10 protein-coding genes are annotated in these 12,004 nt (G+C 40.7%); 3 read left to right on the top strand and 7 right to left on the bottom strand.

Features of this window, described 5'->3' with window-relative positions; genetic code table 11:
- Positions 1-33: 33 nt before the first annotated feature.
- The 6 genes from LPTSP_RS01785 to LPTSP_RS01760 all read right to left on the bottom strand — a co-directional run bounded on the left by LPTSP_RS01785 (position 34) and on the right by LPTSP_RS01760 (position 8,210).
- Positions 34-732 carry an Lcl C-terminal domain-containing protein gene (locus LPTSP_RS01785; protein WP_108927140.1) on the bottom strand — a complete coding sequence of 233 codons (699 nt, stop codon included), beginning with the start codon at positions 730-732 and terminating at the stop codon, positions 34-36.
- Between the two features lie 183 nt (positions 733-915).
- A complete protein-coding gene (locus LPTSP_RS01780; protein WP_108927139.1) occupies positions 916-2,778 on the bottom strand; it encodes an ABC-F family ATP-binding cassette domain-containing protein in 1,863 nt (620 codons plus the stop codon).
- 48 nt (positions 2,779-2,826) lie between these two features.
- Complete coding sequence (locus tag LPTSP_RS01775) at positions 2,827-5,058, bottom strand: PAS domain S-box protein (RefSeq protein ID WP_108927138.1); 2,232 nt, start codon at positions 5,056-5,058, stop codon at positions 2,827-2,829.
- A 44-nt stretch (positions 5,059-5,102) separates the two neighbouring features.
- Positions 5,103-6,014: an alpha/beta fold hydrolase gene (locus LPTSP_RS01770; protein WP_108927137.1), complete on the bottom strand. Its 912-nt coding sequence runs from the start codon at positions 6,012-6,014 to the stop codon at positions 5,103-5,105.
- Positions 6,015-6,022: 8 nt separating this feature from the next.
- On the bottom strand, positions 6,023-6,496 hold the full coding sequence (locus LPTSP_RS01765; RefSeq protein ID WP_108927136.1) for a cyclic nucleotide-binding domain-containing protein: 474 nt from the start codon (positions 6,494-6,496) through the stop codon (positions 6,023-6,025).
- Positions 6,497-6,545: 49 nt separating this feature from the next.
- Complete coding sequence (locus tag LPTSP_RS01760; RefSeq protein WP_108927135.1) at positions 6,546-8,210, bottom strand: PAS domain S-box protein; 1,665 nt, start codon at positions 8,208-8,210, stop codon at positions 6,546-6,548.
- A 175-nt stretch (positions 8,211-8,385) separates the two neighbouring features.
- Between LPTSP_RS01760 and LPTSP_RS01755 the strand changes: the two genes are divergently transcribed.
- The 3 genes from LPTSP_RS01755 to LPTSP_RS01745 are packed head-to-tail and all read left to right on the top strand — an operon-like array spanning position 8,386 to position 10,904.
- Positions 8,386-9,615, top strand: coding sequence for a DUF445 domain-containing protein (locus LPTSP_RS01755; protein ID WP_108927134.1), 1,230 nt, complete (start codon positions 8,386-8,388; stop codon positions 9,613-9,615).
- Between the two features lies 1 nt (position 9,616).
- Positions 9,617-9,916, top strand: a complete 300-nt coding sequence (locus LPTSP_RS01750) for a hypothetical protein (protein ID WP_108927133.1) — start codon at positions 9,617-9,619, stop codon at positions 9,914-9,916.
- 10 nt (positions 9,917-9,926) lie between these two features.
- Positions 9,927-10,904, top strand: coding sequence for an alpha/beta hydrolase (locus LPTSP_RS01745; RefSeq protein WP_108927132.1), 978 nt, complete (start codon positions 9,927-9,929; stop codon positions 10,902-10,904).
- Here LPTSP_RS01745 and pgsW read toward each other — a convergent pair.
- Positions 10,901-12,004, bottom strand: a complete 1,104-nt coding sequence (gene pgsW, locus LPTSP_RS01740) for a poly-gamma-glutamate system protein (protein ID WP_245915445.1) — start codon at positions 12,002-12,004, stop codon at positions 10,901-10,903. The genes LPTSP_RS01745 and pgsW overlap by 4 nt on opposite strands.

Raw genomic sequence — 12,004 nt, 5'->3', positions numbered from 1 at the left:
TGCGAAATAAAAGTTTAAGAATTTAATATTTTATTAATATTCGACAACGCAAACTACGGTCGTTTGGCCAGTGGTAACGGGTTGCCATGCTCTAAATACATTGGTAGCTTCATAAAGCGGGGTAATCCCTAAAGTTTCTACAGTCCCGTTAATAACGGTGCTGGACCAAGCAGTCTGAGAAGCCCCTAAAGAATTATTTGCAGTTCCGAAAGCTCCAAGCACATAGGGAGAACTTGCGCTTCGAAGGGAATGTAATTGAATTGCGTCAGGTAAAATCCAATTGGAATAACCAGCAAATGTCAGATTGGAACAAACTGTCGAGGCGTCCGACTGGTCGTAAGAAGCCTCACTTCCATCTCCGTTGAATGCTTCGCAATTTGAAGAAATGAAATCATGTGGGGAATTAGTATTTCCATCCATTACACAAAGTGTCCAGATAAACTTATTTGCAGAATCCGTAACCGTTCCATTATTATTATCAGTAAGATTAGGAGCGCTGCAATTATCGCCGCCGAGAGCGGCAAGTACGTTAGACTCAGACACATAATTTCCATTCGAGACAGCGAATGAAACGGAGACAGGATTCGCAACAGTCTGACCACAATGGAAAGAATTTGGTCCTCCACCTCCGGCCAATAACAGTAGTAAGCCGCTCAAATCATCCTGTTTTGGACCGGCACAGTTTAAGATGGATATGATAGAAAATATAAGTATTGCAGATAGATGTTTCATAGGATGGAAGATGTTTCTGTTCGTTTTTTAGTCAAGCATCGAGCGACATTAAGGAACAAAAATCATAGGATTAGGAATATTAGACTAATCACTTTGGATTAGTTCGTTTAACACTGTTTAATACGAACATAAGATTTACATTATAGCTACATTGGGACTTCTCTTCAAAAATTAGAGCAAATTCTATTCTTTAGAAGCAAGCTCTTCCCATTCTGTGACCTTGTTCTGTAATTCATCCTGGAGTTGGGTTAAACGTTCTCCAGATTTTCTGGCAAGTTCAGGATCGGACGATTGTAGGTTATGAACGAGTTCCTTCTCCTCTGTTTCCAAAGAAAGGATCTCCTTTTCCAAGATCTCCAGCTTTCTTTTGTCTTGGTAGCTTAAGCCTTTCTTCTTATTCTCCACCTGTTTTTCAGTAGGTTTAGGTGCACTAGTCTTAGTTTCCTTCTCCTCGTATTCTCTATACTCCAGATATTCTGAATAGTTCCCAGGGAACCTATCTATCTTTCCATCTCCTTTAAACACGAAGAGGTAATCGGTGACCCTGTCCATGAAATAACGATCGTGAGAAACTACGAGCACCACTCCAGGAAAATCATCCAAAAATTCCTCGAGCACGGAAAGTGTAGGAATGTCTAGATCGTTTGTAGGCTCATCCAAAACTAAAAAGTTTGGATTTTTCATGAGAAGTAGAATGAGATAAAGTCTTTTCTTTTCGCCGCCGGATAGTCTTTCGATCTTGGTTTGCTGCAATTGAGGAGGAAATAAAAATCTCTCCAAAAACTGAGAAGCGGTCCAAGAAGTTCCGTCGTTCATCTTGATCGTTGGAGCGATCTCTTCTTTTACATATTCCAATACTTTTTTAGGACCGGGGAGTTCTTTTCCAAGCTGATCGAAATATCCGAAACTTGTATTTAGACCAGTGGCTACATCTCCAGAGTCGGTCTTCTCTCTTCCTGTGATCAAATTCAGAAGAGTGGTCTTTCCTGCACCATTAGGACCTACGATCCCTATCCTTTCCCTACTTTTGAATACATAAGAAAATCCGGAGATCAATTCCATATTAGTGTAAGATTTTTTAATATTCTTTAATTCTAATATTTTTCCGCCTAACCTTCTGCCGGAGACGGAAATATCTAAGACGATATCCTTGCCTGCTTTTTTTCTTTCCAGGACTTCCACAACACGATCCGTTCTGGCTTTTTGTTTGGTGCCTCTAGCTTTGGGCTGTCGTTTGAGCCATTCAAGCTCTGTTCTAAGAAAGGATTTTCGTTTTGCTTCTTCCTTTTCTTCGATTACCTGCATCTCTACTTTTTTTTCCAGATAAAGATCATAATTTCCGGGATATACCCTGAAATTCCCTCTATCTATTTCTAAAATACGATTAGCGATCTCTTCTAAAAAATATCTATCGTGGGTTACGAGTAGAACTGCTTTGTCGGTGCTCGTTAGGAATTCTTGGAGCCAAAGAATAGCATCGATATCCAGGTGGTTGGTAGGCTCGTCCAATACCAAAAAATTGGATTCGTCCGTTAAGGCCTGTGCGAGAGACACCTTTTTAGCCATTCCTCCGGAGAGTTCTCCCATTTTTCGGGAAAGATCAGGTATATTCAGTTCTCTTAATATATTTTTAAGCTTGGATTCCAGTTCCCAGGCCTGTTTGGAATCCATTTCTTCCATAGCGAGATGATATTCTTTTTCGGCTTCTTCTCCGCCTTTTTCCAATTCGATACATGCTTTTTCGTATCTTCTAACGGTATCTAAAAGTATTCCAGATCCAGAGAGTATATGTTCTAATACGGTTTTGTCGGGATCGAACTCCGGGAATTGTGATAAGAATGAAATTTTAAGTTCTCTGTTACGGACGACCTTACCTGTGTCCGGCTCTTCCATTCCGAGTAAGATCCTAAGTAAGGTGGATTTACCGGACCCGTTGATCCCGAGTAGCCCTGTTTTTTCTCCCTCGTCTATCCCAAAGCTTAGGTTTTGAAAGAGTTGTTTTTCACCGATGGATTTGCCGACCTTATCTATGGAGATTAGATTCATCGCTTCCAGCCTTTTTGAAACCGGATGAGAAGCAATTCTTTTAAGAGCCTATTTAGGGATAGGAAGTTCTATTTTGTATCTAGTGCCTATATCTACTTTCTCGAGTCCCCATTTTGCTTTAAGTTTATCCAATAACATTCCTACCAACTGTAATCCGAGTCCTTCCGAATTTCTGACATCCACTGTTTTAGGAAGGCCTACTCCATTGTCTCCTATGGAAATGGAAAGTCCGTCTTCCTTTTTTACGATCGACACAAATATATTCCCTTTTTTGTCTCCGGGGAAAGCATACTTTAAGGAATTTGAAACCAGTTCGTTGAACACTAACGCAAGTGGAATAGCAAAATCCAAATTCAAACGAACGTCTTCGGATTCTATAGAATAGCCTACCCTTTTATTTGCTCCGAAAGACTGCACGAGAGCCACAAGCAGATTGTTTAAATATTCTGTGAAGTCCGCATCCGCAATCGTATCGTTTTGGTAAAGTTCCTTGTGAACCAGGGCCATGGATTGGATCCTTCTTTCGCATTCTTTCAGAATGGAAACTAGTTTCGGATCGTCTGTAAAATCAGTCTGCAAACTCAATAGACTGGAAACCACTTGCAGATTATTTTTAACCCTATGATGGATTTCCTTCAACATAACTTCTTTTTCGTCCAAGGATTTCCTTAAGGTTTCTTCGTATTGGTATCTGTCAGTAACATCTCTGATGATCTGAGTTGCACCTATCATATTATGACTTTCGTCCCGGATAGAACTGTAATTGATCTCAAGCACTAAAGAGTCTTTGACGAGTCCTGAAATTTTTCTCTCCGTCTTAAAAACCTCCCCGGTTAATGCGCGGCTCCAATTTCGGATAATCCTTTCTTTTTCTTCCGGATTGTCTATGGCGATGTCCCAGATCCTTTGGCCAACTGTGACCCTTTTTCCATACAATTTCCAGACCATAAGTTCAAATGCTGTGTTGCAAGAGATCACTCTTAGATCCATATCGACCGCACAAATCGAGTCTTTTACGCCTTCTATGATCGCCTGGAGTCTATCATTCGTTTGTAATATCTTTTTCCTGAGTTCGCTTAACTCGTGTTCAGCTTTTTTTCTTTCGGTGATGTCTCTGACGATCACCTGCATTAATTTTTGGCCTCTTTGTTCGAATGCCACACCTGAAACTTCTACAGAGATCTCTGTTCCGTCCTTTCGGATGAATTTCTCCTCTATCGGTTCCAATGGTTCAGATTTGAGCATCGCCTTTAGGACTCTTTCTCCCACGATTTGTCTGGAATCCGGATGTATGAATTCTACGATAGCTCTTCCTTCCACTTCTTCCATTGTTTCGTAACCAAGCATCTTAAGTCCTGTTTGGTTAATATAAATTACTTTTCCGTCGGCGTGAAGGCCTATCGCATCCGGAGAAACTTCTACCAATTTTCTGTATTTTTCCTCGCTAGCGAGTAAAGCCGTTTCCCATACCGTTCTGAGAGTCACATCTTTTACGAATATTACGACTTCTTTAATTGCCCCTTCTTTGGACAAAGGGGCGAAGGAAACTTCTAATTCCGAATTAGGTTGCACAGGGAATAATTTGGAAAAATGCCATTTAACCTTGGCTCCGGAAAACGCCTTATTCAGTTGTGCCTGGAAAATTTCTCGGTGTGTTTCGGAGATCAAGGAAAGAAGTTTAGAATCTTGTGCCAATTCTATTCCGAATTGTCTTCTCACCTCAGATCTTCCGGAAGAATTCACATATTGTATCTTCCCCGCTTGGTTCACCCGGATTACCCATTCTTCTGTGCTATCCAAAAGAATACCGATATAAGAAAGTTGGTCCTGTAGAACTATTTCACTTTTTCTTAATGGAGTCTGGTCTTGGATAGAACCGTAGATCTGAGTGACTCTTTTTTCGATCGGATCCCAGATAGGATGAGCATGGTCTCTCAACCAACGGATCTGTCCGTCAGGGCCATATACTCTATACTCGTCCGTTCGAGAGGCTCCTGATAATAGGGCTCTTACTCTTTGTCTGATCAGATCCAGATCGTCCGGATGAAAGTATTTAGGATCTGCGGCAGCCCAAGGACTATTTAGGTCATCTATACTTATCCCGCAGAATTTCAAAAATCCTTCGTTTGCCCAGCTTAATATTAGATTTCCGTTATCTAATACTTCTACTCGATAAAGATAATCGTTAAATACCTCAGGCGCGAGGGCGCGGATCTCTTTTTCTATTTTTTTTCGGAGATTCCGATTTTGAAACCATTTTAGAAGTTTGGCAAAAGCCATCGCTACTCCGAAAAACTCCTAAGAAAAACGAGGTTTTTCGGAGTTTACTTCACTAAAAATTCTTTGTAGGTATTCGCTACTTCTTCGGGTCTTTCCAACATCGGAACATGTCCCATATCTTTCAAGATCACCTTTTTAGATCCTGCAATCCCCTTTTCTAACACTTGAGCTCCGGAAACGCTCAATACTCTGTCTGTATCACCCCATAGGATTAAGGTCTTTGCCTGGATCTTGTTCATATTTTCCTGCAATGGAAAACCTGTAGATCGGATCTGTTTGAATATATATTTGTTAAATTCCGAATTTTTGACCGCTCTTTCCGCAAAATAGGAAGCTAGGAAAGATGGAATCGGAGGAGGTATTACAAAAATGAATTTCATCAATTCTTGAAATTCTTCTGCGTTAGTCGCAACTAAGTTGTTCTTTCCCTTTTCTAGGTTTTTGGAAAGTTCGCTTTTTTCAGGACTATTCACTCCGGAAGGTGCAAATAATCCGAGAGACAATATCTTTTGCGGATATGTCGCAGCATATACTCCTGATATTGCTCCACCCATGGAGTTTCCAACTATATGAAACTTTTCCCAGCCCAGTTTAACAATGAACTCATCCAGTCGTTTTACTTGTTGGGCAATATTATAATCCTGATCGGCAATTCGTTCATTCTCCCCAAAACCAGGAAGATCCACTGCTACTACAGTGTATGCAGGCGTGAGCCATTTGGAGAATCTAGTCCAATTGTCCTTGTCTCCGCCGAATCCATGTACCATCAGGATTTTTTCGCTACCTTCTCCACCTTCTAGATAAACCCAGTTCCAAGGCTCTATCTTGGTTTGTTTTTTTTCTAGGCCTGATTTCCACCTTTCATACCCGATGCCTGTTTTGACGAGGGTCTCGGAGCAATAGGTCAGCCCGAAAAAAATAAGAAAAATGTAGATTGGGAAAAATTTCCGATTCATAGTTTTAATTAAGAATAACGTTTCTTCAATTCTCTGGCGTAAGCCAAATCATGAGTAAGAAGTCTCATTCTTTTCACCAGATAATTGGTGATCCCTTTATAAAATTTCAGAGCAAGTTCTTTATCAGAATCCAGGATATGTTGCAGATGGTCGAAAGGAATTTCCAAAAGTTCGCAACGTTCCATTGCTTCTACTGTTCCGGCCCTTTTTCCCTGATCTAGAAAAGGGAATTCTCCGAAATGGTCTCCGGTAGCGATCGTAGTCACGCTCACATCGTCCCCTTTTTCGGTTGAGGTCAGAATTTTCAGGGTTCCGTACATTACCACATAGAACGCTTTTGCCTCGTTCCCTTCTTGGTAGACCGCCTCTCCTTGTTCAAGTACCTTGTATTTGGTCTTCTCAGCTATTTTAGCCAATTCATCCATAGAGAAGCTAGAAAATAAATAGATCTGGTGTAGGATTTCTTCTGTAGTGTGTTGCATGTGTTCCTTACCAAAGACCGAGTATTGAGCCTAGAAAAAAACCATCAAGCTACTTTCCTGGATTTCGGTCCGGAATTCTAAGACGAAAAACAACTCCATTTTCCGAAGTAAATTCCGAGTTTGCCTTGAGCTGCCTAGACAAGATCTCTATGAGCTGAATACCTATGGTCCCGGAGCCTACATGATTTTCTTTTCTAAATCCGACCCCATCATCTGAGTATGAGAAGACGATATTAGGTTCTTCTTTAAAGATCCGGATCTGTATTTTTCCGGAACGATCTTCCGGAAAGGCGTATTTTAAGGAGTTGGTAAGAAGTTCGTTTAAGATCAACCCGAGAGGGATTGCTCTTTCTATACTGACTTCCAGGGAACTCAGGTCCAATTGGAGTTTGATACGAGGAAGTCCTCCATAAGCCCGTATCAGGTTGGAAGAAACCGTGGTGAAATAATTTTCCAAATCCACTGCCGCAAAATTTTCGGACCTATACAATTCTGCGTGAACGAATCCCATGGATTTAACCCGGTTCTCACATTCTTTCAAAATACGTTTTAGGTTTGGATCCTCGGTATTCTCATATTGTAAGCCAAGAAGACTCGAGATTACCTGCAGATTATTTTTCACTCTATGATGGATCTCTTGGAGCATAGATTCTTTTTCTTTTAAAGATTTCTCCAGGGTCCGGGTCATACAGTTCCTTTCGGTCACATCTCTGACTATCCCCATATAACGGAACTCATCGATCCGAGCAGCATTCACTTCGGCTTCTATAATTTTGCCGGATTTACTTTTGAATTTTCTGTTTAAGATTACTGGTTTACCGAACTCTAATGCGGGAATTCTAAGCAAAGAATCTGCAAAACTTTCCTCGTCCAGAATATCCTTTAAAGTGAATGTTTGGAGTTCTTCTTTGCTATACTCCAAAAGTTCGGCCATTCTTCTGTTCACTTCGAAAATTTTAGTTTCAAAATTCGTAATGATGATTGAATCGGATGCGCTCTCCACTAAGGAACGATACTTTCTTTCACTTTCTTCTAATAAAGAAATCGCCTTCACTCTTTCTGTGACATCGTATAGAATGGAGAATAAAACCCTTTTTCCTCCGAACTGCAAAGGCCCGCTGTATACTTCCATGTCGCGGACTTCTCCGTTTTTCAATCTATGCTTAAACCGAAAATATTGTCTGGCCTCGAATGCTGCCAATTTCATCTCTTCAAAAATTTGCTCTTTCGAGAGAGTATTGATATCAGTGACCTTCATCCGAAGAAGTTCTTCTTGGCTGTATCCGTAAAATTGGCTAGCAGCCTGATTCGCGTATAGAATATCTCCAGAGTCTGGATCTAAGATCCATTTGATTGCTTGGTTCGTCTCAAAAATTTGTCGGAATGGTCTGTCGCTGGATAGGAACTCCTTCCAAAAGAAATTTTCGATGAGAGAAGCTGAATCTTCTTCCATCGGTTCCATCTTGATCCAAAACATCCCATGAGTGAGAGACCAACTTGCGAGTAATCCTATGTTCGCGGGAAAAGACAGGGGACTTTTTCCTGGCTGCCATGAAAGTACAGCGCTTCCCTTCTCACCTTGGATCTTCTCCGTTCCGTTCAAAAAATAGGAGAGAAGATTTTGTCTCCAGGAATCCAAAGGAAGATTGGTCTCGATGATCAATCCGGAAGGATCCATTAGAATACACCAATATGGAAAGAATGAGGACTTCATATTTCAAAAACTTGGGAGAACCATTTCCGAGTCTTATTCGACTCTGAAAAATCTTTTTTCAAAACCCTGGACCAAGATCCCAAAAAGTTTGGAAAAATAACTTGCAGTGCATTGGGTCGAAAAGGACTTTGCAATAGAACCGAATAGTATAGCGCACGCTACAGGAATTGAAAATATGGATTTATCCTTCTTTAGTCAAAACAAAGAATTGATTGGGATCATAATGATGCCCTTTACCTACGGATTCGTGGGTTGGTTCACCAACGTGGTAGCCTTAAAAATGACATTCTATCCGCTGGAATTTGTAGGAATTCCGCCTTATTTAGGATGGCAAGGGATTGTTCCGAAGAAGGCTCAGAAATTGGCCCTGAAATCGGTGAATATTATGACCGAGAGGCTGATCAAGGTAGAGGACTTTTTCTCCAAGGTAGATCCGGACCAATTGGAGACCGAATTCCAACCTATTCTAAATGATCTAATCCCTTCTGCAACTCATGAGATCGTTCATCATATCAACCCGATATTAAGAAAACATTTAGAGAACGGCCACGGAGAAGAGATCGTAAGAGCGGTCCAAGAAAAATGTGCTCATACAGTGAAAAATATCATGGTCCAGGTAAAGGAGAATGTTTCCTCCGTTTTCAATTTCAGATCTTTGGTGCTTAGAAAACTCACAGGACCGAATGTAGAAAGGATCGTAAACATCTTCGAAGAAGTAGGTTCTAAAGAATTTAAATTTATAGAACATTGCGGCTGGGCACTCGGAGGAGCACTCGGGATCGCACAGGCTGTTCTTTGGAATTATCTGCCTATTTGGTGGACCCTCCCTATCCAAGGTGTGATCGTTGGATATATTACTAACTGGGTGGCGCTTACTATGATCTTTCGCCCACTTTACGAAAAAAGAGTGGGACCGATCAAATACAGAGGATTATTCATCGCAAGGCAGGAAGAAGTTTCTAAAAAATATTCAAACGTATTCGCAACTCAGGTTCTCACAGCAAGAAACGTACTAGAAGAGATCTTATACAAAAGAGCCGCAAGAACTCTGGTAGAAACTATCCAAGCGGAAACAGAATCAGCTGCGACTAGGCTGAACTTAGCCGGACAACTAGACGCTGAGAATAACGGAGAAGATTCTGATTTCGAGAATACCAAAAAAGAAGTAATCCGAAAAGTAAGCGATTCCTTAGCAGGAAGTTCTACTAAACTCGAAACTTATATGGGAAGAGCGATGAGCATAGAAAATAATATGTTCAAACGTATGAAGGATCTCCCACCGGAAGAATTCGAACCTATCTTAAGATCCGCTTTCCAAGAAGATGAATATGTTCTCATACTGATCGGTTCCGTCCTTGGAGCAATCGTAGGTCTTGTACAAGGGATCTACATGATCGCGGTGTAATATGGATCTGATCAAGGTAGAAGGATCCGATCCTGAATCTTTCCTTAGAAAATTAACCAAAGCGATCTCCGGAGGACATTTGGGTGCGATCACTAAATTCGATCTGAAAGAAGATGATTTTTGTATTCGATTTTCAGGACTAGGAGAATCCAAGATCTGGTTCAAACTCAAGAGAGAAGGAGAAGGATTCTCCGCAGTCAAAAAAAGGGAAAAGATTGCTTTACTTCATATAGCATTAAGATCAGAAATGGAAAAAAATTTGGAGAATATTCTGATCCGATTAGGAGCAGAAGTTTCCTAAATATTACAGAATGTTACAATTCGGTTCGGATTCCAAAATAGCAACTCTACCTTCCGGAATCCGAATCGCCTATCGGATCTTTCCAGGCAAATCAAAAGTCCCGCTTTTTTGTGTTCACGGTCTGACTGGAAATCTAAAAAACTTCGAACCGATCGCACAAGGACTCTCTAAAAAAGGGATCACTGTAATCGTTTACGATCTACGCGGAAGAGGAAACTCGGACAAACCCAAAGAAGAATATTCCGCAAGAATACATGCCCAAGATCTAAAAGACCTCGCAACTATATTAGGATATTCTAAAATTTCTATACTTTCCCATTCCTTAGGTGCCTGGATCACTCTAAGATTTGCTGAGAAGTTTTCCAGTTTCCTAGAAAAAGCCGTATTAATAGACGGAGGCGGAGAACTTTCCATCAAACGTAAAATTTCCAATTTACTTATGATCCAAGGTTCCTTGGCACGTTTGGGAAGAAGGATCCCAAGCAAGGAAATATATCTGCAAGAAGCGAAAAAGTCTCCTTTACTTTCTGCCTGGAATACGAATATTCAAAATTTCTTATTATATGAACTGGAGCCCGTCGGCACACTTTCTAATTCTTTAATGCCGGGAAATAATTTTTACGGACCGGTGATTTGTTCCATTCCCCCATTCGTGATCGATTCCGAACTGAAAAACATGGGGGGAGCAATGAAGCCAACGGGTATCCTAGCAAGACTTTTTAAAGATCCTACAGAATTTTTCAAAACCCTAAAAGAAAACAAGGTAATGCCCTATTCTGCATTACGTTGCCCTGTGCTTGTGATCCGGGCTTTAAAACCGAATTTCAAACCTGGAGACGAACTTTTACCTTCTTCCGCGATTGATAAGATGAAAGAAAAGATCCAAAACCTGAAAGTTTACGAACTAACAGATAAAAACCATTACGAATCCGTGTTATTGGAAGACAAAAAAAGAGACCAGGAAATATTCAATTTTCTGAGAGCTTAAAGAGAATCGTCCCTATCTTCTTCTATAAAAGTATCTCTTTTAAAAAATAGATAAAGTAAAACTAAGATCCCAACCAATACTGCCGCTGCCAACCTAAGATCATATTCGGATCTTTTGAATATTTTGCCTTCTCCCGCTTCTGGGATCTTTTTAGGCTGGATGGTAAATCCGTTTTGGGTCGCAAGTTCATCCACTCGAACCAAATGGATCACTGGAATTCCTGCATTCGCAAAACGCCTCATCACTGAATCTCTTCCGTCTCGAATCATCGGATGTTTTAAATTCAGCCCGGCTGAAAATTCTCCTGCACTCTTCTTAGTTCCTATGGAAACAGTTCCCCCGCCCACATTGATATAAGCCTTATATCCTAAAAGAGGGGTCACAGAAGAATATAGATTCATCCTTTCTTCCAGGCTCTCTGAGTAATTCTTGGAATGGAGCATTGGAAGCGCATTTTTGGAGGCAGAATTTTGTAGTATCTTCGACCCTTCTTTAGGAATTCCGAATGCCTGGTCCTCGATCCCTCCCCAACTATAGGCCAAGGATTTGTAAGGAAAAATTCCGTGAGAGTATAGTTCCTTCTCCATATCCGGCCATAAAAAATCGGGATCATTAGCTCCCCATTGGGAAGAAGTCAAACTGGAGATAACGACCAATTTCACTTCCAGAACTTTAGCTGCAGAATATACTGAAATATTTAAAGCGGGAAACGATCCGGAAAGTGAAACAGCTACAATATCCCCTTTTTGCACTCCGGCTTGGACTAAATACTCCAGGACCAAGGCTGCAAAGTTCGGATTAAGAGAAGTTTGTTTTGCTCTTAGAGAACCTAAATTGCTTGTAACAGGTGTAAAAAATTCACCGATTAGTCCGGACAAAGAAGGATCTGAATCTGGATCGATCTTTTTGTTTTTGGATTCTTTATAAGAACGGATCTTTTCGAACGCTTTTACGCTTAGTTTTACAGCCTCGATTTTTTCAGAATAATTCGGTTGCAGTTTATCGGAACGAAAATGTTCCACTAAATACATTCCAAAAATGGAACATACTGCTAAAACCAAATAATACAGAACGGACTTGTCGGAAGATTTCCAATACAT

The sequence above is a fragment of the Leptospira johnsonii genome (assembly GCF_003112675.1).
Lineage (GTDB): Bacteria > Spirochaetota > Leptospiria > Leptospirales > Leptospiraceae > Leptospira_B > Leptospira_B johnsonii.
This window is presented reverse-complemented; position numbering and strand designations above follow the sequence as displayed.